We start from the raw sequence: 23,634 nt of genomic DNA, 5'->3' as shown, positions 1-23,634 counted from the left end.
GGGTTGCGGCCGGGACGATGCGCCCCGGCGGCGTGGGTCTTAGTAGGTCTCGACGTGGAAGCGAGCCTTCGAAAGCAACTGCGGGCGCAGCTGGTCCCAGTCGGCACCGTTCGCGCGGCAGATGTCGCGGAAGGCTTCCAGGACGCCGGCTTCCATGCCCTTGAGGCCGCAGATGTAGATGTAGCAGTTGTCGTCGTTGAGCATCGCGAACACCTTGTCGGCGCGCTCGCGGATCGAGTCCTGCACGTATTTCTTCGGTTCGCCGGGCACCCGCGAGAACGCGAAGTTGATCTCGATGAAGTCCTTCGGCAGCTTCTGCAGCGGGCCGAAGTAGGGCAGCTCGGCGGGCGCGCGGGCGCCGAAGAACAGCAGCAGTTCGCCGCCTTCGTTGTGGTTCATGCGGCGGCGGCGGCGCTCGGTCATCGCGCGCATCGGCGCGGAGCCGGTGCCGGTGCAGATCATCATGATCGACGAGCCGGGGTGGTTCGGCATCAGGTAGGTGGCGCCGTAGGGGCCGGTGACCTGCACCTTGTCGCCTTTCTTGAGGTCGCACACGTAGTTCGACGCGACGCCGCGCGCGGGCTTGCCTTCATGGTCCTCGGTGACGCGCTTCACCGTCAGCGAGAGGTTATTGTAGTGCGGGCGCTCGCCGTCGCGCGGGCTGGCGACCGAGTACATGCGCAGCAGGTGCGGCTTGCCGCGCTCGTCGGTGCCCGGCGGGATGATGCCGATCGACTGGCCTTCGAGCACCGGGAAGGGGGTCGTGCCGAAATCCAGCACGATGTGGTGGATGTCGCTGGAGGCGTCGTCGGCGGTGAGGCGGTAGTTGCCGGTCACCGTCGCCGTCACCGGGCTGGCGGGCGAGTAGATATTCACGTAGGGGTGCGACGCGGACCATGGGGCCAGCGCCGGGCCGCCCTGGCCGGCGGTCGCGACTTCGGTAATCTGCTGCACTACGGCGGGGAGTTCCGCCGCGCCCATGACGGTCGCTTCGAGCTGGTCGAGCGCGGTGGTGTCGGGCAGCAGATCCCAGGAAAACTGTTCGGTCAGCGTGAAGGGCTTGGCCTGTTCGACGTTGCGCCATGAATCGATCGCGCCGGTGGGACAGGGCGAGATGCAGGCCAGGCAGCCGTTGCAGGTGTCGAAGTTCACGACGTAGTTGCGGGTGTCGTGGGTGATCGCATCGACGGGGCAGATCTCTTCGCAGGTGTTGCAGCGAATGCAGATTTCCGGGTCGATCAGGTGTTGCCTGGCAATGCTGGCGTGCTCTGCGGGCGCGTTCATGGCTGTCTCTCTCCACTGGGCGGGGAACGGGCTGGTGCCCGTCCCCGTTCTTCTCGATAGCTTAGTTGAAGCGGACGTAGTCGAAATCAACGGGCTGGTTGTTGATGCCGCGACCCGGGGCAGCGATCCAGTTCGCAAACTTGCCGCGCTCGACGCACTGACCCATCAGCGAATGCACGTACAGGCGGTCGCTCTCGGTCGGCAGCCAGCTGTTGTGCTGGTGCGTCCATTCGGCTTCCGACAGCAGGCGGCCGTCCGGGCTGATATGCGAACCGGCGAACATGCCGATGCGACGGTGGAAGCCCTTGTGCGGCAGCGTGAAGCGGAAGTCGAAGCCGAACTTGGCCGGGATGCGGTTCCAGCGGTCGACGCCGGCCTGCACATCGGTGATCCAGTCGTCGCGCAGACGCTCGTTGAGCGCCGACAGCGCCGGCACGTGGCGGGTCAGGATCTTGTCGCCGGCGACATCCATGACCTCGTATTCCGAGTTCTGCAGCGTGTGGTCGTCGGCGATCTTCTCTTCCTCGAAGCGGCCCTTGAGGCCGTTCGTGTAGTAGGTCGCGGCGTTCGACGAGATTTCGGCGCCGTACAGGTCGCTGGTGACGCTGTAGTGGAAGTTGAGGTACTTCTGCAGCGTCGGCAGGTCGATAACGCCGGCGGCGCGCAGCTTGGCGGGGTCGTCGGTCTTGAGTTGCTGCATCACTTCGCAGGTGCGCTGGATGATGCGGGCGACACCGGATTCGCCGACGAAGAGGTGGTGCGCTTCCTCGGTCAGCATGAACTTGCAGGTGCGCGCCAGCGGATCGAAGGCCGATTCGGCGAGCGAGGCGAGCTGGAACTTGCCGTCACGGTCGGTGATGAAGGTGAACATGAAGAAGGACAGCCAGTCCGGCGTCTTCTCGTTGAAGGCGGTGAGGATGCGGGGGTTGTCCGCGTCGCCCGAACGGCGCTCGAGCAGCGCTTCGCCTTCCTCGCGGCCGTCGCGGCCGAAGTGCGCGTGCAGCAGATAGACCATCGCCCACAGGTGGCGGCCTTCCTCGACGTTCACCTGGAAGAGGTTCCTCAGGTCGTACAGCGAGGGTGCGGTCAGGCCGAGGTGGCGCTGCTGCTCGACCGATGCCGGCTCGGTGTCGCCCTGGGTGACGATGATGCGGCGCAGGGTCGAGCGGTACTCGCCCGGCACTTCCTGCCACACGTCCTGGCCCTTGTGCTCGCCGAAGGTGATCTTCTTCTGGCCTTCCTGCGGTGCGAGGAAGATGCCCCAGCGGTAGTCGTGCATCTTGACGTGGCCGAAGTCGGCCCAGCCCTTGGGATCGACGCTGACGGCGGTGCGCAGGTAGACCTCGTAGTCGGTCGAGTTCTCCGGGCCCATGTCGTCCCACCAGTTCAGGAAGGACGGCTGCCACTGTTCGAGGGCGCGCTGCAGGGTCTTGTTTTCCGAGAGATTGACGTTGTTCGGGATGCGTTCGCTGTAGTTGATCATGTCTGTACTCCTCCAGATTTATCGTATGAGCCGGTCGCCGTGCGTGGCTTACCGGGTCTTGCTTCGCTGCTTTCGACTCCACGCCGCGCCAAGGCGCCGGCGGCAACGGCTGCGGGACGGCTTGCCGCGCGGCGGGAGCGGGATTAAATGAGCGATTCCTGTGCGGGTGTTACACGCGTTCCCAGTTGAACTGCGCCTTCTTGCCCGAACCGAAGAGCTTCAGCGCGCCGTTCTCGCCGACCGCGTTGGGGCGGTTGAAGATCCAGTTCTGCCAGGCCGAGAGCCGCCCGAAGATGCGCGTGTTCATCGTCTCCACGGGGCCGAAGCGCAGGTTGGCTTCGAGGCCGGTGAGTGCGTCGGGCGACAGCGCGGCGCGTTCCTCGATCGCGATGCGGATCTCGTCGGCCCAGTCGAGGTCGTCGGGAATCGCGGTGACGAGGCCCAGTTCCAGCGCTTCGGCGGCGGACAGCACGCTGCCTTCCTTCGCCTTGACTGCGCCGATCGGGCCTTCTTCCTGGTAGAAGCGCGCGGCGATGCGCGACAGGCCGTTCACCATCGGCAGCGGGCCGAAGTTCATCGCCGACAGGCCGATGCGGTTGGCGGCATCCGCGTCGTCGCGCATGTAAGTGCGGTCGGCGGCCAGGGCGATTTCCAGCAGCGTGCCGGCGAAGCACGAGCCCGGCTCGATCAGCGCGTACAGGCTGCGCGACGAGACGTCGATGCGGGCGAGGGTACGGCGCAGCATGCCGAGCGTTTCACGCACGAACCAGTTGTCCTGGTTGGCGACGATGGTCGCGTCCATGTCGATCACGGTCTGGGCGTCACCCGTCGTGCGCAGCTGCCACAGGCCGACGTCGAGGTGGTTGGTGCGCAGGTTGAGGATCGCGTCGTCGAGTTCGCGCGCCATCTGCAGCGGCCACCACTTCACGCCCTGGGCTTCGATCTCGGCGGCGGTTTTCGCGGTGACGGCCGACGGGGCGCGCACGGTCAGTGTGACGGTGCGGGCGGCGGCGTCGATCGCGGCATCGACGAATTCATAGTGGTAGCCCTTGTCGTCGACCGTGCGCTCGATACGGGTGAGCTGCACGCCCTTGGCGCCCGCCGGGCGGTCGGAGGTCTTCGCGAGTGCCTTCGCGCGGTTGGCGATATGCTCGGCGAACTGCTGCTGCTTGACCACGTCGTCGACCAGGCGCCAGTCCTTGGCACGGTTGCCGCGCACGCCTTCGGAGATGGTGCAGAAGATGTCGGCGTGGTCGCGGCGCACGCGGCGCTTGTCGGTGACGCGTGTCAGGCCGCCGGTGCCGGGCAGCACGCCCAGCAGCGGCACTTCGGGCAGCGACACCGAGGAGTTGCGGTCATCCACCAGCACGATCTCGTCGCAGGCGAGCGCCAGCTCGTAGCCGCCGCCGGCGGTGGTGCCGTTGCACGCAGCGAGGAACTTGAGGCCCGAGTACTGGCTGGAATCCTCGATGCCGTTGCGCGTCTCGTTGGTGAATTTGCAGAAATTCACCTTCCAGGCATGGGTCGACAGGCCCAGCATGTAGATGTTGGCGCCGGAACAGAAGATCTTCGGCTTGCTCGAGGTGACGACGACGGTGCGCACTTCGGGGTGCTCGAAGCGCACGCGCTGCAAGGCGTCGTGCAGCTCGATATCGACGCCGAGGTCGTACGAGTTGAGCTTCAGCTTGTAGCCCGGGCGGATGCCGGCGTCTTCGTCGATATTGAGCGTCAGCGTGGCGATCTCGCCTTCGGTCGCGAGCGACCAGTGACGGTACTTCGACGGGTCGGTGCGGTAATCCACCGGTTGCACGGCTGCCTGCTTGTTCGCGACTGCTTCCATTGTCTGTCTCCTCTCTCTCTGTATGGGGCTCAGCTCAAGACGAGCTGGCGTAACTTCATGAAACTCTGGTCCACCGTGTCGCCCGAGGTGTCGAGCACGGTGTCCGCCTTGGCGTAGAGGGGCAGGCGCGCCTCGAGGATGCGCTTGAGATCCTCCATCGCCTCGTCGTTGCCTGCCATCGGCCGCATGTCGCCCTGGGCCATCACGCGGGCCATGTGTTCTTCCGGCTGCGCCTTGACCCACACCGTGAGGCAGTTGGACAGCAGCATTTCGAAGGTTTCCGGTTGCGCCACCACGCCGCCGCCGACCGAGATCACGGCCCGCGGGTGCTCGCGCATCACGCGTTCCAAGGTGCGCTTCTCGATGCGGCGGTAACCCGACTGGCCGTACAGCGAGAAGATTTCGCGCGCCGGGATGCCGGTTTCCTTTTCGATCTCGCGATCCAGTTCGATGAAGGGCATGCCTTCCTCTTGGGCGAGGCGCTTGCCGAGCGTCGACTTGCCGGCGCCGCGCAAACCGATCAGCGCGACGCGCTTGCGCCGCACGGCTTCCTCATGGCCGAAGTCGCGCATCAGGCGAAACACCACTTCTTCCAGGCGGTGCTGCGGCAGGCGCTCGAGAAAGCGCCGGATCAGGCGCTTCTCGACGGTGTCCTCGGTTTCCGGTGCCAGCAATTCGATCAGCGAGACGTTCAGGGCGCGGGCGATGTTGTGCAGCAGCACGATCGACACGTTGCCGTCGCCGGCTTCGAGGTGGGCGAGGTGGCGTTCGGAGACGCCGGCCTCGCGGGCCACCAGCTTGCGCGTCATGCCGCGGCGGTCGCGGATCTCACGCACCCGTCTGCCGAGCGTCGGCAGGATATTGCCGTCAGTCGCGACGACGGCGTCGTCGGCGGCCGGACGGGCATCTTGCTGGAGCGATTCGGTTTCGGAGCTGAGGCTCATTTGGGTTCCTTTCGTGCAGCGGGCTGCATCGGTGAGTTGAACAATAGTGCAGCGATTTCGATACGTCAACACTTAAAGTGCAGTTTTTACATTGTGCAGTGCACTAGAGTTCATAAATAGTTCATGTTATTCGGGGCTGTATGGGTTTCTAATGGCGCAAACTGCAGCTTGATGCGCGGCAAATCAAAAAAAGTGGAAGTAAAGTGCTTGACGAAGGATTTTGCGCGTGTATTCTATATCCACAGGGTTGCGCTGCAGGCGCGACTGCCGAATCGCAGCATCGGGCGCAGACCACGATGCAGGAACACAGAGGAGACAAGGTGAAACTGGCCAATCATGTATACGGACAATGGGTCGAAGGCGCCGGCGAAGGCATTGCGCTGACGGACCCGGTCACCGGCGAGGTGCTGGTCAGCGTGTCGTCCGAGGGCGTCGATGTGGCACGTGCGCTGGAGTTCGCCCGGCGCACCGGCGGCCCCGCGCTGCGCGCCAGTACATATGAAGCGCGGGCGGCGATGCTCGGCGCGATCGCCGAAGTGTTGACTGCCAAACGTGCAGAATATTTCGACATCGCGCTGCGCAACTCCGGCTCGACCGAAGCCGATGCGGCGTTCGACATCGATGGCGCGATCTTCACGCTGAAAAGCTATGTGCGCGCCGGCAAGTCGCTCGGCGGCGCGCGCCATCTGAAGGAAGGGGCGCGCGTCGCGCTGGCCAAGACCGACGTCTTCCAGGGCCAGCACTTCCTGATGCCGCTGACCGGTGTCGCGGTGTTCATCAACGCGTTCAACTTCCCGGCCTGGGGCCTGTGGGAGAAGGCTGCCCCGGCGCTGCTCGCCGGCGTGCCGGTGTTCATCAAGCCGGCGACGCCGACTGCGTGGCTCACCCAGCGCATGGTCGAGGACGTCGTCAAGGCGGGCATCCTGCCGCAAGGCGCGCTGTCGATCGTGTGCGGCTCGGCGCGCGATCTGCTCGATCACGTTGGCGAGTGCGACGTCGTGTCCTTTACCGGTTCGGCCGACACCGCGGCGCGCATGCGCACGCACCCGCAAGTCGTCGCCAACTCGGTACGCATCAATATCGAGGCCGACAGCGTCAATTCCGCGATCCTGGGGCCCGACGCGCAGCCCGGCAGCGCGGAGTTCGATCTCGCGGTGAAGGAGATCGTGCGCGAGATGACGATCAAGGCGGGGCAGAAATGCACCGCGATCCGCCGCATCCTGGCGCCGTCCGGCGTGTCGCGGGCGCTCGCCGACGCGGTCGCAGGCAAGCTCGCCGGCTGCAAGGTCGGCAACCCGCGCAGCGAAGGCGTGCGTGTCGGCCCGCTGGTCAGCCGTGCGCAGCAGGCCGCGGCCTTCGAAGGTCTGGCGAAACTACGCGAGGAATGCGAGACGGTGTTCGGCGGCGATCCGGACTTCGAGCCGGTCGATGCCTGTGCGTCCATGTCCGCCTTCGTGCAGCCGACGCTGCTGTATTGCGACAAGGGTCTCGCCGCGCGTCATGTGCATGACGTCGAGGTGTTCGGCCCGGTTGCGACGATTGTCCAGTATGCCGACACCGCCGACGCGATCGCCATCGCGCGGCGCGGGCGCGGCTCGCTGGTGGCGTCGGTGTATTCCGGCGACACGGCCTTCCTCGGCGAACTCGTCCCGGCGATCGCGGATCTGCACGGCCGCGTGATGGTCGTCGATGCCGCGGTCGGGGCAAACCACACCGGGCACGGCAACGTGATGCCCACCTGCCTGCACGGCGGCCCCGGGCGCGCCGGTGGCGGCGAGGAACTGGGCGGTCTGCGTGCACTGGCGATGTACCACCGCCGCTGCGTGGTGCAGGGCGGCCCGGCGCTGCTCGAAGCGCTGTCGCGCGACGCGGCCGATGCCGCGCTGCTCGGCAACTGAACTATAAAAAAAGCACTCCCGACTCCGACAGAGAGACAGACCATGACGCCAGAAAAATTCCAGGCGCTGATCGCCGAGGTTACCGGCGCAATCGCCGGCCGGCCGCTCGACGGCCAGCTCGCCTCCTTCCTCAATGAGCGTTTCCCCGCCGACGGCCCCGAGTTCCAGGCCATCGCCGCGGCCTGTCGCGACGCGGTCGCGGCCGGCTGGATGTGCGACCGCGAGCACGGCGGCATCAAGTTCGGTCGCGTCATCAAGCCCTGTGCCGAGATCCACGACTTCAGCGTCGACGTCGTCGAGATGGCCGACCTCGTCGGCCCACAGCATGCGCACCCGAACGGCGAGATCGACATGATCATACCGCTCGCGGGCGACGCGAAATTCGACGGCCACGGCGCGGGCTGGTTCGTCTACGGACCGGGCAGCGTGCACCGCCCGACGGTCAGCGACGGCCGCGCCTACGTGCTGTATCTGCTGCCGCAGGGCGCGATCGAGTTCACGCGCCAGTAAAAAACATGTCCGTAGCAGCACGACGCCATGAATCGGCACGGCGCAGCCCCCGTCGGGAGGCATTTCGTGCCGAGGCGTCCGCCGCGCGCCAACGAGGCGCGGAATGCCTCCCGACGGGGGCGGGTTCCATCCCCGATTTTCTTGAAACGTAACAGCACCCCGTAATCGAACAGCGCCGGCACAAGACCGGCAACGAATGCCCCCGGCACCGACCGGACCAACGGAGGAATACGCAATGACCACGCTGAGCGCAGCGGACCACAGCACCAGTCCGCCCCAGATCACCCTGCCGCGCCAATACAACGCGGCCGACGACCTCATCGGTCGCAACCTTGCCGCCGGCCGCGGCGCGAAGATCGCCTACATCGACGACAACGGCCGCTACAGCTACGACGAGCTCGCCGCGCGCGCGAACCGCTTCGCCAACGCCCTCGGCACCCTCGGCATCCTGCGCGAACAGCGCATCCTGATGTGCGTGCATGACTGCATCGACTTTCCCGCCGTGTTCCTCGGCGCGATCAAGGCCGGCGTCGTGCCGATCGCGGTCAACACCCTGCTGACCCCGTCCGACTACGAATACATGCTCACCGACAGCCGTGCGCGCATCGCCGTCGTGTCGGCGCCGCTGTACGACACCTTCGCCGCGCTGCTCGGCAAGGTGGAGACGCTCGAACGCGTCATCGTCGCCGGCGGCGCCGGTGACAACGCGCTGGCGGGCCTCATGGCAGCCGCCTCCGACCGCTTCGAAGCCGTGCCGACCACCTGCGACGACCCCTGTTTCTGGCTCTACTCCTCGGGCTCGACCGGCGCGCCGAAGGGCACCGTGCACATCCATTCGAGCCTGATCCACACCGCCGAACTGTACGCCAGGCCGATTCTCGGCATTCGCGAGGACGACATCGTGTATTCGGCGGCGAAGCTCTTCTTCGCCTACGGCCTCGGCAACGGCCTGACCTTCCCGCTCGCGGCGGGCGCCACTGCGGTGCTGATGGCCGAACGGCCGACGCCCGCCGCGGCCTTCAAGCGCCTGCGCGAACACAAGCCGACGATCTTCTACGGCGTGCCGACGCTGTACGCGTCGATGCTCGCCGATGCCGACTGCCCGAAGCGCGACGAGCTGGCGATCCGCATGTGCACCTCGGCCGGCGAAGCGCTGCCCGAGGACATCGGCCGGCGCTGGACCGAGCACTTCGGCGTCGAGATTCTCGACGGCATCGGCTCCACCGAAATGCTGCACATCTTCCTGTCGAACCGCCCCGGCGACGTGCACTACGGCACCACCGGCAAGCCGGTGCCGGGCTACCAGGTGCGCCTCGTCGATGACGAAGGCAATGTCGTCGAAGGTGCCGACGAGCCGGGCGAACTGCAGATCTCCGGCCCCACCAGCGCCGTCATGTACTGGAACAATCGCGAGAAGACCCGCGCGACCTTCCAGGGGCCGTGGACGCGCAGCGGCGACAAGTATTCGCGCAACGCCGACGGCTACTACGTCTATGCCGGGCGCAACGACGACATGCTCAAGGTCAGCGGCATCTACGTGTCGCCGATCGAAGTCGAATCCTGCCTGATCCAGCACCCGTCGATCCTCGAAGCGGCGGTGGTCGGCCACGAGGACGACGAGCGCCTGATCAAGCCCAAGGCTTTCATCGTGTTGAAGCCCGGCGTCCATCCGTCGGAACAACTGGCCGACGAGATCAAGGCGCACGTCAAGGCGCACCTCGCCCCCTACAAGTACCCGCGCTGGATGGAGTTCGTCGACGAGCTGCCGAAGACCGCGACCGGAAAAATCCAGCGTTTCAAGCTGCGTGCGCTGGGCGCGGGCCGCTGAATCGCCGTAATCTATCCACGGGGCATCGACCCCGACAATACAACTGGAGGAGACACCATGAAGCAGACGCAACCGCAAGTCCGCCGCATCGTCCGCAAGACCATCGCCTTGGCGCTCGCCGCCGTGATTCCGGCGCTCGGCGCCTTCGCCGCGCAGGCCGCCGACAAGGTCAAGGTCGGCCTCATGCTGCCCTACACCGGCACCTACGCGTCGCTCGGCAACGCGATCACCAATGGCTTCAAGCAGTATGTCACCGAGAATGGCGGCAAGCTTGGCGGGCACGAGATCGAGTACTTCGTCGTCGATGACGAGTCCGATCCGTCGAAGGCCACCGAAAACGCCAGCAAGCTGATCAAGCGCGACCAGGTCGATGTACTGGTCGGCACCGTGCATTCGGGCGTCGCGCTGGCGATGGCCAAGGTTGCGCGCGACAACAAGACGCTGCTGATCATCCCCAACGCCGGCGCCGACGAACTGACCGGCCCGCTGTGCGCGCCGAACGTGTTCCGCAGCTCCTTCTCGGCATGGCAACCGGCCTACGCGATGGGCAAGATCGTCGCCGATCGCGGCCACAAGAACGTCGTCACGGTGACCTGGAAGTACTCCTTCGGCGAGCAGTCGGTGGCGGGCTTCAAGGAAGCCTTCGAGAAGGCCGGCGGCAAGATTGCGAAGGAACTCTACCTGCCCTTCCCGAACGTCGAGTTCCAGCCCTTCCTGACCGAGATCGCGTCGCTCAAGCCGGACGCGGTGTTCGTGTTCTTCGCCGGCGGTGGCGCGGTCAAGTTCGTCAAGGACTACGACGCGGCCGGGCTGAAGAAGAGCATCCCGCTGTACGGCTCGGGCTTCCTCACCGACGGCACGATCGACGCGATGGGCGGCTCGGGCGAGGGGCTGATGACCACGCTGCACTACGCCGACAACCTGACCAACCCGAAGGACCAGGCCTTCCGCAAGGCCTACGCGCTGGCCTACAAGGCGCAGCCGGACGTATATGCGGTGCAGGGCTATGACGCGGCGCAGATGTTGAAGACCGGTCTCGAAGGCCTGAAGGGCGGCAAGTTCGACAAGGAGGTCGTAGCCAAGGCGATGGAAACGGCGAAGGTCGACAGTCCGCGCGGCGCCTTCACGCTGTCGAAGGCGCACAACCCGGTGCAGGACATCTACCTGCGCAAGGTCGAAGGTCGCGAGAACAAGCTCGTCGGCGTCGCGGAGAAGGCCCTCGCCGACCCCGCACGCGGCTGCCGCATGTAAGCCTCCGCAGTCCTTCCATCCGCTTCAATCCTTACGTATCCGGACGCCCGCAAGGGCGCCCGGAGGGGAAGACTCATGGATTTCGTATCCTTCCTGATCCAGGTGCTGAACTCGCTGCAGTACGGCCTGCTGCTGTTCCTGGTGGCCAGCGGCCTGACGCTGGTGTTCGGCATCATGGGCATCATCAATCTGGCGCACGGCAGTTTCTACATGATCGGCGCCTACCTCGCGTTCGCGCTCACCAGCATGACGGGCAACCTGATGCTGTCGATCGCGCTCGGCGTGCCGCTCGCATTCGCCTTCGGCGCGCTGCTCGAATGGCTACTGTTCTCGCATCTGTACAAGCGCGACCACCTCGAGCAGGTGCTGCTGACCTACGGCCTGATCCTGATCTTCGAGGAGTTGCGCAGTCTCGCGGTCGGCGACGACGTGCATGGCGTGGCGATTCCCGCGATCTTCTCGGCGTCGATCCCGCTGTCCGACAACCTCAGCTATCCGGTGTATCGCCTGGTGATCTCGGTCGTCTGTCTGGCGCTCGCCGGCGGGCTGTACTACCTGATCCAGCGCACCCGCCTGGGCATGATGATCCGCGCCGGCAGCCACGACCGCGACATGGTCAAGGCGCTCGGCATCGACATCAACGTGCTGTACCGCACCGTGTTCGCGCTCGGCGTCGCGCTCGCCGCGCTCGCCGGCATGCTCGCCGCGCCGATCTCCTCCGTCTATCCGGGCATGGGTTCGAGCGTGCTGATCATTTCCTTCGTCATCGTCGTCATCGGCGGCGTCGGCTCGGTATGGGGCGCGCTGGTCGCGGCGCTGCTGATCGGTTTTGCCGACACCTTCGGCAAGGTGCTGCTGCCGGATCTCGCCGGCCTGATGGTCTATCTGGTGATGGCCGTGGTGCTGCTGTGGCGCCCGGAAGGCATCTTCAGGAAGGGGTAAGAATCATGAATTCCCGTGTTTCGACAATCTTCAAGCTGGCGGTGCTCGCCGCGGTGCTGGCCTTCCCGGTTTTCGGTTCGGGCTTTTACACCGAGATGCTGGCGAAAGTCCTGATTCTTGCGATCTTCGCGATGAGCCTCGACCTGCTGGTCGGTTTCACCGGCCTGGTGAGCTTCGGCCACGCGGCCTACTTCGGCGTCGCCGCCTATGCGGTGGCGCTGGTGACGCCGAAGTACGACCCGGCGAGCCTGTGGCTGGCGCTGCCGGTATCGGTCGCCGCTGCCGCGCTCGTCGCCTTCGTGATCGGGCTCTTCGTGCTGCGCACCAAGGGCATCTATTTCATCATGGTGACGCTGGCGTTCGCGCAGATGGCCTATTACGTGTTCCACGACACGCCGCTCGGCGGCGGCTCGGACGGCATCTATCTGAACTTCAAGCCGGATGCGGCGATCGCCGGCTGGGCGCCGTTCGACCTCAACGAGCCGCTGCACCTGTACTACTTCGTCGCCGGCGCGATGCTGTTCGTGTATGGCCTGCTGAAGCTGGTGCTGCGCTCGCCCTTCGGCCGCGTGCTGGTCGGCATCCGCAGCAACGAGCACCGCATGCTGTCGCTGGGCTACGCGACCTTCCGCTACAAGCTCGCCGCCTTCACGCTCGCCGGCGCCCTGGCGGGGCTGGCCGGTTTCCTGTACGCGGTGCTGTTCGGCTTCGTCACGCCGGAATACCTGTCCTGGCACAAGTCCGGCGACGTGCTGCTGATGGTGATTCTCGGCGGCATGGGCAACCTTGCCGGTGCCATCGCCGGGGCGGTCGCGCTGGTCGGCCTGCAGGAACTCTTCACCGGCATGACCAAGCACTGGCAGCTGCTGATGGGCGTGACCATCGTCGCCGCGGTGCTGTTCATGCCCGGCGGCATGACGGCGACACCGGCCCGCATCATGGCGCGCATCAACGGGGGAAAGACCAATGAGTGAAGTTCTGCTCGCCGCCGAAGGCATGACGCGCCGTTTCGGCGGGCTGACGGCGAACCACAACGTCAATCTGAGCCTCGAGCGCGGCGTGCTGCACGCCCTGCTGGGGCCCAACGGTGCCGGCAAATCGACCTGCATCAACATGCTGTCGGGCGACCTGCCGCCCTCCGAAGGCACGATCCGCTTCAAGGGTGAGGACATCACCGGCCTCGGCTCGCACCAGCGTTCGAAGATCGGCATCGGCCGCAGCTACCAGCGCACCAACATTTTCCCGAAGTTCTCGGTGCTGGAAAACTGCCGCCTCGCCGCGCAATCGCGCAACCCGCGGCCGTGGCGGCTGTTCGCCGACGCACTGCGCCTCGCCGATACGGTCGAACGGGCACGGGCCGCGATTGCGGAAGCCGGCCTTGCCGGGCGCGAGGAACGCATCGCCGGCACCCTGTCGCACGGCGAGCAAAGGCAACTGGAGATCGCGATGGTGCTCGCCACCGACGCCCAGGTGCTGCTGCTCGACGAGCCGCTAGCCGGCATGGGTTCGGACGAATCCGCGCAGATGGTCACGCTGTTGAATCGCCTGAAGGCGACGCGCGCGATCTTGCTGGTCGAGCACGACATGGACGCGGTGTTCGCGGTCGCCGACCGCATCACCGTGATGGTCAACGGCCAGGTGCTGGAATCCGGCACGCCGCAGCAGATCCGCAACAGCCCGGACGTGCAGCAGGCCTATCTTGGACATGAGGCGGAGCATGAATGACATGTCGATGCTGAAAGTGAACGAAGTGGCACTTGCTGCCCCCGCCGCGGCCGCCGACACGCGCGAAATGCTGCTCGAAGCGATCGGCCTGCATACCTATTACGGCTCCAGCCACATCCTGCACGGCGTCAATTTCAATATCCGCAAGGGCGAGGCGCTGGGCCTGATGGGGCGCAACGGCATGGGCAAGACCACGCTGATCCGCACCATGCTTGGCTTCCTGACGCCCAAGGCGGGCGGCGTGCTGGTGCGTGGCCAGCGCATGACCGGCGGGCCGACGCACAAGATCGCGCGCCTGGGCATCGCCTACGTGCCCGAAGGGCGCGGCATCTTCCCCAACCTCACGGTGAAGGAGAACCTGATCATGGCGGCGCGCGCCGGCGTCGAGGGGCAGCGCGAGTGGACCTTCGAGCGCGTGATGGCGACTTTCCCGCGCCTGTCGGAACGGCTCACCAACGGCGGCGGCCAGCTCTCGGGCGGCGAGCAGCAGATGCTCACCATCGGCCGCGCGCTGATGACCAACCCGGACCTCTTGATCCTCGACGAGGCCACCGAAGGCCTGGCGCCGCTGATCGTGCGCGAGATCTGGCGCGTGATCCGCGAGATCCGCGACAGCGGCATCGCCACCGTGGTCGTCGACAAGAACCACGCAGCGGTGACCGCGGTGACCGACCGCTCGATGATCCTCGTCAAGGGCCAGGTGGTGTTCGACGGCCCCAGCGAGGAGGTGCGTAATAATCCCGAACTCATCCAGAAACACTTGGGGGTATAAATGGAACAGCCCCCACGCTCACCATGTTTCGAGGAGGGCCGGCTTTGCACAGCCGGCCCGTTCGGCAGGCGCGGCGCAGTGCGCCGTGAAACCCCTGCCTCACCCCCCCGAGGGGGCGCAGGCCTCCCTTGGGGCGGCCCGGCGGGAGGCCTGATGTGAAACAGATACTGGTCGGTGAAACGCGCCTCGAATACGTCCGGCTGCCCTCGTCGCATCCGCGCGAGGGCGCGCCGTCCATCGTGTTCCTGCACGAAGGGCTCGGTTCGGTGGCGATGTGGCGCGACTTCCCGCAAAAAGTCGCGGACGCGAGCGGCTGCGAGGCGGTGGTGTATTCGCGCGCCGGCTACGGCCGCTCCGACCCGGCGCAACTGCCGTACAGCGTGCGCTACATGCACGAGGAAGGCCTGACCGTGCTGCCGCGGCTCCTCGACGCGCTGGAGATCGAGCGCCCGATCCTGTTCGGCCACTCCGACGGCGGCTCGATCGCGCTGATCTGCGCCGGCGGCACCGATACCCGGCTCGCCGGCGTCGTCGCGATGGCGCCGCACGTGCTGGTCGAGGACATCTCGGTCGCGAGCATCGCGCAGGCCAAGGTCGCGTGGCAGACGACAGACCTGTCGGCGCGTCTCGGCAAGTACCACGCCGACGTCGACGCCGCCTTTTGGGGCTGGAACGACATCTGGCTGCACCCGGATTTCCGCGCGTGGAACATCGAGGAGTACGTCCCGAACATCGCCTGCCCGGTGCTCGCGATTCAGGGCGAGGACGACGAATATGGCACCATGGACCAGATCGACCGCATCGCCGCCAAGGCGCGCGACGTGGAACTGGTCAAGCTCGCCGACTGCCGCCACTCCCCGCACAAGGACCAGCCCGAAGCGGTGATCGCGGCGGTCGCCGAATTCGTCAATCGCATCCTGGACTGAAAAAATGATCTTCGAATGCAAGAAATCCATCCGCTTCCACCACTGCGACCCAGCCGGCATCGTCTTCTATCCGCAGTGCCTGGTGCTGTGCAATGAAGTCGTCGAGGACTGGTTCGACCGCGGCATCGGGGTCGATTTTTACAAGCTGCACGCGGAGATCCGCCGCGGCGTGCCCATGCGCCATCTCGAAGTCGACTTCATCGCGCCGAGCATGCACGGCGACGAGCTGACCTTCACGCTCTATGTCGAGCGCATCGGCGGCAGCTCGATGGTCATCGTCACGACGGCGGCGATGGGCGAGCAGGTGCGCTTCCGCGCGAAGCAGACGGTGGTGTGGGCCGATCTCGGCGGCGCCCCGCGCGCGACGGTGATCGACGACGAATGGCGCGAGCGTTTCAGCCGCTACCTGCAAGCACCGAAGGATTGAAACCGAAGGACAGACGATGGATTACAGCCGCTACACGAACCTGAAGGTCGAACTCCACGAGCATGGCATCGCCGAGGTGATCCTCGGCGAACCGGGCAAGCTGCCGGCCGCCGACGCCATCGGCCACGGCGAGCTCGCCGACATCTGGCGCGACCTCGACCGCGACCCGGCGGTGTCGGTGATCGTCGTGCGCGGCCAGGACAAGGGCTTCTCGGCCGGCGGCACGCTGGATCTCGTCGCCGCGATGGTCGACGACTTCGAGCACCGCGCCCGCGTGTGGAAGGAAGCGCGCGACATCGTCTACAACATGATCAACTGCTCGAAAGTGATCGTCTCCGCGATCAACGGCCCGGCCGTCGGCGGCGGCCTTGCGGTCGCGTTGATCGCGGACATCTCGATCGCGGCTAAGAACGCGCGCCTGATCGACGGCCACACGCGCCTGGGGGTGGCGGCCGGCGATCACGCCGCGATCATCTGGCCGCTCTTGTGCGGCATGGCGAAGGCGAAGCTGCATCTCCTGCTGTCGAACGAGATCAGCGGCGAGGAAGCCGAGCGCATCGGCCTCGTGTCGATGGCGGTCGACGCCGACGCCCTGCGCGACACCGCCTTCGACGTCGCGAAAAAGCTCGCTGCCGGCCCCCAGACAGCGCTGCGCTGGACCAAGCACAGCCTCAACAACTGGCTGCGCCAGGCCGGGCCGATCTTCGACAACTCGGTCGCGCTGGAGATGCTCGGCTTCGGCGGCCCCGAAGTGCGCGAAGGCCTCGCCGCGGTACGCGAGCGCCGCACCCCGAATTTCCCGAGCGGCTCGCCGTTCTGAGCGCCCGCGCGGCACCACGCTAAAACAGCAGCACATAAAAGCAGCACCAGAACTTCAATCCCGACCCCCAACGACAGAAACCAGGAAAACGATCATGGCCACCTACCAGTGCAGCGCCTGCTATTACCCCTACAACGAAGCCGAGGGCATACCCGACGACGGCATCGCCGCCGGCACCAAATGGGAAGACGTGCCCGCCAACTGGGTCTGCCCCGATTGCGGCAACACCAAGGAAAACTTCACGCTCGCCGACGACTGAGCGCGCGGACGAATATGGGCAAGAGGGAACGGCGATGAACGGCCTGACAACCGATGTGAAAGTGCTGGTGATCGGCGCGGGCGCGATGGGCAGCGGCATCGCCCACGTCGCGGCGGCGGCCGGCCATCCGGTGTATCTGTACGACACCCGCGCCGAGGCGGTCGACAAGGGTCGCGCCGGCATCGAGCGCGACCTGCGCTTCCTCGTCACGAAGGGCAAGCTAGCCGAAGCCGACGCCAACGCGACGCTCGCGCGCGTGATTCCCGCCACCGATCTCGCCGTGGCGCGTGACGCCGGCCTCGCGATCGAAGCGATCGTCGAAAACCTCGACATCAAGCAGAAGCTCTTCCGCGAACTGGAAAGCCTGCTCGGCGAGGACGCGATCCTCGCGAGCAACACCTCGTCACTGTCGATCACGCAGATCGGTGTCGCCCTCGCGCGCCCCGAACGGCTCGCCGGCCTGCATTTCTTCAACCCCGCGCCGCGCATGAAGCTCGTGGAGATCGTCTCCGGCCTCGCCACGACGCGCGCGATCGCCGAGACGCTGTATGCGACTGCCAGGGACTGGGGCAAGGTGCCGGTGCATGCGACGTCCACGCCCGGCTTCATCGTCAACCGCGTCGCGCGCCCGTATTACGCCGAGGCGCAGCGCGTGCTCGCCGAACGCGCCGCCGATCCCGCGACGCTCGATGCCGCATTGCGCGAGAGCTGCGGCTTCCCGATGGGCCCCTTCGAGCTGATGGACCTGATCGGCCACGACGTCAATTTCGCGGTGACGAACTCGGTGTTCGACGCCTACTTCGGCGACAAGCGCTTCGCGCCCAGCCTGATCCAGCAGGAACTGGTCGCCGCCGGCCGCCTCGGGCGCAAGAGCGGGCGCGGCTTCTATGACTACGGCGAAGGCGCAAAACTGCCGCCGCCGCACACCGAGGCGCCCCAGCCGGGTGAAGCGACGCTGACGGTGGTCGGCGACCTCGGCCCCGCCGCGGCGCTGATCGGACGGATCGAGGCGGCCGGCGTCGACGTGCGGCGCCTTGCCGGTGAAGGGCTCGCAGCCGGCGCGGCGCGCGGCTGGATCGAAATTGGCGGCGCACGCCTCGCGCTGTCCGACGGTCGTACGGCGTCGCGCCGCGCGGTCGAGGAGGGCTGCGCGAACCTTGTGCTCTTCGACCTCGCGCTGGACTATGCAACGACCCCGCGCCTGACGCTCGCGCGCGCCGATTCCTGTGGCCAGGGCGCGTGGAACGGCGTCGTCGGCACCCTGCAGCGCACCGGCCTCGCGATCGGCCGCCTCGACGACGTCGCCGGCCTTGTCGGCCTGCGCACCGTCGCGATGCTCGCCAACGAAGCCGCCGACGGCGTGCTGCAGGGCATCGGCTCGGCCGCCGACATCGACACCGCCATGCGCTACGGCACCAACTACCCGAAAGGCCCGCTGGCGTGGGCCGACGAACTCGGCGTCGCCGTCGTCGCGCGCGTGCTGGAGCACCTGCGCCAGCACTACACCGAGGAGCGCTACCGCCTCTCGCCGCTGCTGCAGCGCATCGCGCTGCGTCCCGACGGGCAGTTCCACGCGGGGTGAGGGCTTTAGGGGGGATGGGCGCGCTCGGCATGCCGCATCCCGCCCATGCTGCCCCGCACCTATGGCGCTATGCATGTGCCGTGCGTCGATGCTTTTCCCCTGCGGCGAGAACGCGAGTTTCGTCGCAGAAAATGGCGCGCTGCTCATGCAATGCACATGGCCATTCAGTAAAGTGTGCAACCGAATCGTGGACATGCTCGGCCATGAAGGTTTCGACCTCTTCCGGAAGCCCTGACCGATCGTCCCAAGTGGCGATGATCAGGCCTTCGTAGCGGGTGCGAGGGCGGCTCCATTCGGTGTCGCCTTGCCATTCGACCGGCTCGCGGATGGCGGGAATCTGGCGCACCAGACGCCGATGCTCGGCCAGAAGCTGTTTCGCCTGCACGTCCGGTTTGCGCGGCAGTTCGTAAGTCCAGCTTGTCGGTGAACACGTCCGATGGTTGTTGTGTGCCGTTACCGCGTCGCACACCACGGGGTCGACGCCGCGGTGCAGCGCTCCAAGCACGCGGCTGTCGCTGTTCGTCCGCGTGATCGCGGCGCGCCAGCGAAACTTCAGCGTCCGGTGTGCATGCAGCAGCGACTCCAGTGAGCCATCCGTCGTCGGCAGGGACTCCAGTGAGCCATCGGCCGCCGGCAGGGACGCCATGTAGGTGTGATAGGCGTGCAACAGCGGTGCATCGGGCGGCAGCGCGATTTCCATGCGAACTTCGAGCGGCGCGTCGGAAAGCCTGCGCAGCATCACCCCGCTGTTCAGGGCCTCGGCGTACATGTCGCGCAAGGGAATGCGCGAAAGCGAATTGGAGCGGCCCTGAAAGCCGTCGAAATAGCCGCCTCCCACATCCGAATGCACGCCGGGGTAGATCACCTCTTCGCACTTTTTCGGGTATTCGCTGCCGACGCGAACCGAATCGAGCGGGAAGGCCTGCCGCACTTCATGCCCGGAAACGAAATGCAGGCAGCGCTCGACGCCCTCGGGAATCGCCAGTTCCGAGCCCCAGCCCATATGCAGTCCGGGGCCGCCAACCGACGCCACGGTGTCGAACAGGCCCAGGAAGACAATGCGCAGGCGCACCTGCTCGCCGTAACGGGCCTTCCACATCAAACGGTTGTCGGCATCACGTTCGCATTGCTCGGCGATCAGGCGGCGGACGAACGCACGGGCGAGGGTCGCGCCGCGCGAGAAACCGAAGACCGATAGCGTGATCCATTCGATGTGCCGCAACGCGCCTGCGCTCCACTCGATCTCGAGGATGCGTCGGAACTCGTACAGTGCGGCTTCGAGGCGCATCTCCCCACCGACACCGAATCCCAGCCCCAAGGCCCCGCCTTTGTCTTCATCTGGCGAGATGTTGCCGTTCGCGTAGCGGTATGGCGTGCCGACGCCGGGAATGTAGCGTGCAACGGCTTCTTGACCGTCCCTGTCATCGATCGCCGCCTGAAAGAGCTTGGCCACGTTGGACAGCGCGCGCTCGGCCGCGGGTTTGGCCATCTCCTGGTACAGATTGTTGCCGGTGCCGTCGAAGAAGAAGGACAGCTTGGGATAGAGGCGGCATCGAGCGCGGTCGACGGGCGTCGATTCCGGTGTCCACCATCCCATCTGCTCTTCCATACGCTTCTTCGCGCCTTGCTGCCAGGCGCTCGCGAGTTGTTCGTCCGTGGTGGGCGAACCGGCCTGTCTGACGGTCATGAGTTTCTTCCCGAGATCGGTTGGATTACTTGTGGCGACAGGCGGTGGCGCTGGACGAGAACGCGAACTCGACCTTGTCCACCGTCCGGAAGATCACGCACAGATAGATCTCGTCGGCCAGGAAGTCCTCACGCGACCAGTCGTCCTTGATGCTCTTGTTGATGCGATGCGGGGCACGGGGGAAGGGGACGAGGGCGGAGCGGTCTTCGCCGGCGACGATGATCTTCCCGGTGGCGGGATCGTCCTCGGCGCCCCAGCGCCACTGCACCAGGGCCGGTTTCGACCAGTCCTTGCGGCCTGCGATGCAGCATGTTGCCTTGCCTCCCCCGCCATGGGGATCGACATTTCCCGCCCATGCGTCCTCCACGAAGATGTTGGGTGCGTAGCGGTGAGTGTGGTTCACCGGCACCAGCATCTGGCCGGGCTCATTGCCGGAACCGAAGGGGGTCGCGCAGGACGAGAGGGAGAGGGCGGTCAGCGCCCCGAGAGCAAGTTTCCAGATTTTCATGTTTGCGTGACAGATGCGTAACCGAAAGGCAATTCTTTTCGCCTGGCGACGGTGATCAACGGCGATCACGCAGCGCAGCGGACAGTGTACTCCGTGCTGTCAGAGTAATGACAAGTGAAAATAGCAACAAGCGGGCGTGGCAGGGGGATGGTGCATGTGGGCTCGTCCTCGAACTGCTCGTGATCAATTTCGTGGTCGGCTAACCGGTCGCACCCAGCGGTCCGTTCGCATGCACTCCGCTGCATGAAAATGAATAATTGTTCATTCAGTACTTGATTTCGGAAAATCCCTCAATTAAAGTGAACGAGCGTTCAGTCAGTTGATGGACATCAAACAGACTGAAGTGGAGGCGGGACCGGAACGACTTGGCCGGACAGGCTCCCCGACAGGGCGGATCGCCCGGAGGGCGGGGCAATCACAAGGAGACAGATTCATGAACGACGGATTGTTTGACCAGTTCAAGGAGTGGTACGAGAAGCGGCACGACTACGCCCGTGCCTGGAAGGCGCGCACCGGCGGGCAGGTCGTCGCCACGATGTGCACCTACACGCCCGAAGAGCTGCTGATCGCGGCGGGCATGCTGCCGGTGCGCGTGCTCGGCGCCCACGAGCCGCAGAACGTGACCGAGCCGCACATCTTCGGCATGTTCTGCCCGTTCTGCCGCGACTCGCTGGCGCAAGGCCTGCTTGGCCGCTACGACTACGCTGAAGGCGTGACGCTGACGCAGTCGTGCATCCAGTACCGCCAGGCCTACAGTTCGTGGCGCCAGAACGTGCCGACGGTGAAATGGGACTACTACGTGGCGATGCCGAACGACGTGCAGTCGCCGCATTCGCGCAAGGCGCACCACGCCGAAGTGCAGGCCTTCCGCGTGTTCCTGCAGACGCTCATCGGCAAGACGATCACCGACGACATGCTGCGCGACGCGCTCGCGGTGATGGACGAGAACCGCCGCTTGCTGCGCCAGCTGTTTGACTACCGTAAGGAGGATGATCCGAAGGTGACCGGCGTCGAGGCGCTGTACGCGTCGATCACCGCGCAGTTCATCGACAAGCGCGAGCATAACGAGCAACTGAAGAAGGTGCTCGCCGCACTGCCGAAGCGCCAGCTGAACCGCCCGCAAGGCGCGCGTTTCATGACGATCGGTTCGGAGAACGACGACGTCGCGTTCATGGCGATGGTCGAATCGGTCGGCGCGACGATCGTCATCGACGACCAGTGCTCGGGTACGCGCTACTTCTGGAACGCATCGAAGCCGGAAGACGACGTCATCAAGGCGATCGCCGAGCGCTACTGCGACCGTCCGGCGTGTCCGACCAAGGACTATCCGGTCCACTCCCGTTACGACCACGTGCTCAACCTGGCCAAGGAATACAAGGTCCAGGCCGCCGTCTTCCTGCAGCAGAAGTTCTGCGACCCGCACGAGGGCGACTACCCCGACCTGAAGCGTCACCTCGAAGCCAACGGCATCCCGACGCTGTTCCTCGAATTCGACATCACGAACCCGATCGGCCCGTTCCGCATCCGTATCGAAGCGATGCTCGAGACGCTGAGCGAAGAAGAGCTGTTCTGAGCCCACCAGGAGAACAACCATGACGAACCTGTATCCGACCGAACCGCTCAAGCTCTGGGGCAAGGCCAAGGAGCTGCGCGAGCAGTACTACCAGAACTTCGCCCGTGCCAAGGACAACGGCGGCATCCGCTGGTCCGCAGCGGGGTGGTCGTTCGATGCGATCCCGACCTCGCTGGGCGACGATGTCTATCCGCTCACCGGCGAGCCGTATTCGGCCGGCGTGTCGCTCGACCGCAAATTCACCCAGCGCTGCCTCGACGCCGCCGAATCCTACGGCTTCGCCCGCGACATGTGCTCCTACATGCGTATCTACTGGGGCAGCATGCACCTCGATGAATACTTCTACGGCGGCAAGTGGCCGACGTCGGACTTCATCTTCCAGACGCAGATCTGCTGCTCGCACGCGAAGTGGTACCAGCACGTCGCGCGCACCAAGAAGATTCCCGACTTCTACGTCGATGTGTCGGTCGGCGCCTACAAGGACCTGACGCCTGACCGTCTCGACTACGTCACGAGCCAGCTCCACGACTCGATCGAATTCGTCGAGAAGGCCACCGGGCGCAAGTGCGACGACGAGCGGCTGATCCGCGCGATCAAGAACGAGATGCGTTCGACCGCGCGCTGGGCGCAGATTTGCGAACTGCAGAAAGCCGTGCCGGCGCCGCTCGACGAGAAGACCATGTACTCGCTGTATGTGCTCGCGATCCTGCACAAGTCCTCGCAGTGGTGCGCCGACTTCTACGACGAGCTGTACGAGGAAGTGAAGGACCGCGTCGCGCGCGGCATCGCCGCGGTGCCCAACGAGCGCTGCCGCCTGATGTCGGACACACAACCGCCGTGGCCTTTCCTGAAGATCTTCCGCTACCTCGAGACCTACGGCGCGGTGTCGGTCGGCTCGCTCTATACCTTTGGCCTCGAAGGCACGTGGGAGACCAAAGCCGACGGCAGCTGGGGTGCGCGCACCCTGCCGTGGGAGAAAGGTATCGAGATGAACGACCGCGACACGGCGCTGCGTCTGTATGCCGACTGGAACCTGTCGAAGCCGCTGTGGCAGCAGTTCTTCGATCCGTCGGTGAAGAGCGAAATGATGCTCAACATCGCGCGCGACTGGAAAGTCGACGGTTGCATGATGCACCTCAACCGCGGCTGCGAAGGCCTGTCGGTCGGCATCATGGAAAACCGCCAGGCCATGGCCAAGGCCGGTATTCCGATCATGACCTACGAAGGAAACATGGGCGACGAACGCGAGTTCGACGAAGTGCGCACGCAGGCCCGTGTTGATGCGTTCATGGAACAACTCGGTCTGCGCCGCCAGGCCGCCTGAGTTCCGCTCCGCGCCCTCCCCGCGCTGTCGGTGGCGGCGCAGGCCACAGCA

Annotated in this window: 21 protein-coding genes; 15 read left to right on the top strand and 6 right to left on the bottom strand. The window is 65.6% G+C overall.

Annotated elements, in window-relative coordinates; genetic code table 11:
- Positions 1–39: 39 nt before the first annotated feature.
- The 4 genes from boxA to GPA25_RS13505 all read right to left on the bottom strand — a co-directional run bounded on the left by boxA (position 40) and on the right by GPA25_RS13505 (position 5,551).
- The gene (boxA, locus tag GPA25_RS13520) at positions 40–1,284 is read right to left on the bottom strand and encodes a benzoyl-CoA 2,3-epoxidase subunit BoxA (protein WP_169260933.1); all 1,245 of its coding nucleotides are present in this window, start codon (positions 1,282–1,284) and stop codon (positions 40–42) included.
- A 61-nt stretch (positions 1,285–1,345) separates the two neighbouring features.
- Complete coding sequence (gene boxB / locus GPA25_RS13515; protein ID WP_169260932.1) at positions 1,346–2,767, bottom strand: benzoyl-CoA 2,3-epoxidase subunit BoxB; 1,422 nt, start codon at positions 2,765–2,767, stop codon at positions 1,346–1,348.
- A gap of 169 nt (positions 2,768–2,936) precedes the next feature.
- On the bottom strand, positions 2,937–4,607 hold the full coding sequence (gene boxC / locus GPA25_RS13510; RefSeq protein WP_169260931.1) for a 2,3-epoxybenzoyl-CoA dihydrolase: 1,671 nt from the start codon (positions 4,605–4,607) through the stop codon (positions 2,937–2,939).
- 29 nt (positions 4,608–4,636) lie between these two features.
- Positions 4,637–5,551, bottom strand: coding sequence for a helix-turn-helix transcriptional regulator (locus tag GPA25_RS13505; protein WP_169260930.1), 915 nt, complete (start codon positions 5,549–5,551; stop codon positions 4,637–4,639).
- Positions 5,552–5,871: 320 nt separating this feature from the next.
- Here GPA25_RS13505 and GPA25_RS13500 point away from each other — a divergent pair, with 320 nt between their 5' ends.
- The 13 genes from GPA25_RS13500 (at position 5,872) to paaH (ending at position 18,491) form a co-directional block, all read left to right on the top strand.
- Positions 5,872–7,449 (top strand): 3,4-dehydroadipyl-CoA semialdehyde dehydrogenase, encoded by a 1,578-nt coding sequence (locus tag GPA25_RS13500; protein ID WP_169260929.1) that lies wholly within the window; start codon positions 5,872–5,874, stop codon positions 7,447–7,449.
- Between the two features lie 42 nt (positions 7,450–7,491).
- On the top strand, positions 7,492–7,959 hold the full coding sequence (locus tag GPA25_RS13495; RefSeq protein ID WP_169260928.1) for a 4-hydroxylaminobenzoate lyase: 468 nt from the start codon (positions 7,492–7,494) through the stop codon (positions 7,957–7,959).
- Between the two features lie 235 nt (positions 7,960–8,194).
- Entirely contained in the window at positions 8,195–9,787 is a 1,593-nt protein-coding gene (locus GPA25_RS13490; RefSeq protein WP_169260927.1) for a benzoate-CoA ligase family protein, read from the top strand.
- Between the two features lie 57 nt (positions 9,788–9,844).
- Positions 9,845–11,038, top strand: coding sequence for an ABC transporter substrate-binding protein (locus tag GPA25_RS13485; protein ID WP_246265675.1), 1,194 nt, complete (start codon positions 9,845–9,847; stop codon positions 11,036–11,038).
- Positions 11,039–11,113: 75 nt separating this feature from the next.
- Complete coding sequence (locus tag GPA25_RS13480) at positions 11,114–11,980, top strand: branched-chain amino acid ABC transporter permease (protein WP_169260926.1); 867 nt, start codon at positions 11,114–11,116, stop codon at positions 11,978–11,980.
- 5 nt (positions 11,981–11,985) lie between these two features.
- Positions 11,986–12,954, top strand: coding sequence for a branched-chain amino acid ABC transporter permease (locus tag GPA25_RS13475; protein WP_169260925.1), 969 nt, complete (start codon positions 11,986–11,988; stop codon positions 12,952–12,954).
- Positions 12,947–13,705: an ABC transporter ATP-binding protein gene (locus tag GPA25_RS13470; protein ID WP_169260924.1), complete on the top strand. Its 759-nt coding sequence runs from the start codon at positions 12,947–12,949 to the stop codon at positions 13,703–13,705. The genes GPA25_RS13475 and GPA25_RS13470 overlap by 8 nt, the downstream gene beginning before the upstream one ends.
- A gap of 7 nt (positions 13,706–13,712) precedes the next feature.
- Positions 13,713–14,477, top strand: a complete 765-nt coding sequence (locus GPA25_RS13465; protein WP_211163109.1) for an ABC transporter ATP-binding protein — start codon at positions 13,713–13,715, stop codon at positions 14,475–14,477.
- 155 nt (positions 14,478–14,632) lie between these two features.
- Positions 14,633–15,403, top strand: a complete 771-nt coding sequence (locus GPA25_RS13460; protein ID WP_169260923.1) for an alpha/beta fold hydrolase — start codon at positions 14,633–14,635, stop codon at positions 15,401–15,403.
- A 4-nt stretch (positions 15,404–15,407) separates the two neighbouring features.
- Positions 15,408–15,830, top strand: coding sequence for a benzoyl-CoA thioesterase (locus GPA25_RS13455; protein ID WP_169260922.1), 423 nt, complete (start codon positions 15,408–15,410; stop codon positions 15,828–15,830).
- 16 nt (positions 15,831–15,846) lie between these two features.
- A complete protein-coding gene (locus tag GPA25_RS13450) occupies positions 15,847–16,650 on the top strand; it encodes an enoyl-CoA hydratase/isomerase family protein (RefSeq protein ID WP_169260921.1) in 804 nt (267 codons plus the stop codon).
- Positions 16,651–16,744: 94 nt separating this feature from the next.
- Entirely contained in the window at positions 16,745–16,909 is a 165-nt protein-coding gene (locus GPA25_RS13445) for a rubredoxin (RefSeq protein ID WP_169260920.1), read from the top strand.
- Between the two features lie 34 nt (positions 16,910–16,943).
- Positions 16,944–18,491 (top strand): 3-hydroxyacyl-CoA dehydrogenase PaaH, encoded by a 1,548-nt coding sequence (paaH, locus tag GPA25_RS13440; protein WP_169260919.1) that lies wholly within the window; start codon positions 16,944–16,946, stop codon positions 18,489–18,491.
- A 67-nt stretch (positions 18,492–18,558) separates the two neighbouring features.
- Here the strand turns inward: paaH and GPA25_RS13435 are convergent, their stop codons facing one another.
- Together GPA25_RS13435 and GPA25_RS13430 are read right to left on the bottom strand one after the other, a co-directional pair.
- Positions 18,559–20,178: a T6SS phospholipase effector Tle1-like catalytic domain-containing protein gene (locus GPA25_RS13435; RefSeq protein ID WP_169260918.1), complete on the bottom strand. Its 1,620-nt coding sequence runs from the start codon at positions 20,176–20,178 to the stop codon at positions 18,559–18,561.
- A gap of 25 nt (positions 20,179–20,203) precedes the next feature.
- Positions 20,204–20,686, bottom strand: coding sequence for a DUF3304 domain-containing protein (locus GPA25_RS13430; protein WP_169260917.1), 483 nt, complete (start codon positions 20,684–20,686; stop codon positions 20,204–20,206).
- Positions 20,687–21,119: 433 nt separating this feature from the next.
- On the opposite strand from GPA25_RS13430, the gene bzdN reads away from it, so the two are divergent.
- Both bzdN and bzdO read left to right on the top strand, forming a co-directional pair.
- A complete protein-coding gene (gene bzdN / locus GPA25_RS13425; RefSeq protein WP_169260916.1) occupies positions 21,120–22,259 on the top strand; it encodes a benzoyl-CoA reductase, bzd-type, subunit N in 1,140 nt (379 codons plus the stop codon).
- Between the two features lie 19 nt (positions 22,260–22,278).
- On the top strand, positions 22,279–23,583 hold the full coding sequence (gene bzdO, locus GPA25_RS13420; RefSeq protein ID WP_169260915.1) for a benzoyl-CoA reductase, bzd-type, subunit O: 1,305 nt from the start codon (positions 22,279–22,281) through the stop codon (positions 23,581–23,583).
- Positions 23,584–23,634 lie beyond the last annotated feature (51 nt).

This window comes from Aromatoleum diolicum (genome assembly GCF_012910955.1).
GTDB classification, from domain to species: domain Bacteria; phylum Pseudomonadota; class Gammaproteobacteria; order Burkholderiales; family Rhodocyclaceae; genus Aromatoleum; species Aromatoleum diolicum.
The sequence above is the reverse complement of the archived record's forward strand: the minus strand, read 5'-3'. Positions and strand labels throughout refer to the sequence as shown.

Bases quoted from the DNA above. Each gene is read 5' to 3' on its own strand.
- bzdO (WP_169260915.1), top strand. From the start codon at position 22,279: ATGACGAACCTGTATCCGACCGAACCGCTCAAGCTCTGGGGCAAGGCC.
- boxC (WP_169260931.1), bottom strand. From the start codon at position 4,607: ATGGAAGCAGTCGCGAACAAGCAGGCAGCCGTGCAACCGGTGGATTAC.
- GPA25_RS13465 (WP_211163109.1), top strand. From the start codon at position 13,713: ATGCTGAAAGTGAACGAAGTGGCACTTGCTGCCCCCGCCGCGGCCGCC.
- GPA25_RS13490 (WP_169260927.1), top strand. From the start codon at position 8,195: ATGACCACGCTGAGCGCAGCGGACCACAGCACCAGTCCGCCCCAGATC.
- boxB (WP_169260932.1), bottom strand. From the start codon at position 2,767: ATGATCAACTACAGCGAACGCATCCCGAACAACGTCAATCTCTCGGAA.
- GPA25_RS13450 (WP_169260921.1), top strand. From the start codon at position 15,847: ATGGATTACAGCCGCTACACGAACCTGAAGGTCGAACTCCACGAGCAT.
- GPA25_RS13505 (WP_169260930.1), bottom strand. From the start codon at position 5,551: ATGAGCCTCAGCTCCGAAACCGAATCGCTCCAGCAAGATGCCCGTCCG.
- GPA25_RS13475 (WP_169260925.1), top strand. From the start codon at position 11,986: ATGAATTCCCGTGTTTCGACAATCTTCAAGCTGGCGGTGCTCGCCGCG.
- GPA25_RS13455 (WP_169260922.1), top strand. From the start codon at position 15,408: ATGATCTTCGAATGCAAGAAATCCATCCGCTTCCACCACTGCGACCCA.
- paaH (WP_169260919.1), top strand. From the start codon at position 16,944: ATGAACGGCCTGACAACCGATGTGAAAGTGCTGGTGATCGGCGCGGGC.
- GPA25_RS13495 (WP_169260928.1), top strand. From the start codon at position 7,492: ATGACGCCAGAAAAATTCCAGGCGCTGATCGCCGAGGTTACCGGCGCA.
- GPA25_RS13430 (WP_169260917.1), bottom strand. From the start codon at position 20,686: ATGAAAATCTGGAAACTTGCTCTCGGGGCGCTGACCGCCCTCTCCCTC.
- GPA25_RS13435 (WP_169260918.1), bottom strand. From the start codon at position 20,178: ATGACCGTCAGACAGGCCGGTTCGCCCACCACGGACGAACAACTCGCG.
- GPA25_RS13480 (WP_169260926.1), top strand. From the start codon at position 11,114: ATGGATTTCGTATCCTTCCTGATCCAGGTGCTGAACTCGCTGCAGTAC.
- bzdN (WP_169260916.1), top strand. From the start codon at position 21,120: ATGAACGACGGATTGTTTGACCAGTTCAAGGAGTGGTACGAGAAGCGG.
- GPA25_RS13470 (WP_169260924.1), top strand. From the start codon at position 12,947: ATGAGTGAAGTTCTGCTCGCCGCCGAAGGCATGACGCGCCGTTTCGGC.
- GPA25_RS13445 (WP_169260920.1), top strand. From the start codon at position 16,745: ATGGCCACCTACCAGTGCAGCGCCTGCTATTACCCCTACAACGAAGCC.
- boxA (WP_169260933.1), bottom strand. From the start codon at position 1,284: ATGAACGCGCCCGCAGAGCACGCCAGCATTGCCAGGCAACACCTGATC.
- GPA25_RS13485 (WP_246265675.1), top strand. From the start codon at position 9,845: ATGAAGCAGACGCAACCGCAAGTCCGCCGCATCGTCCGCAAGACCATC.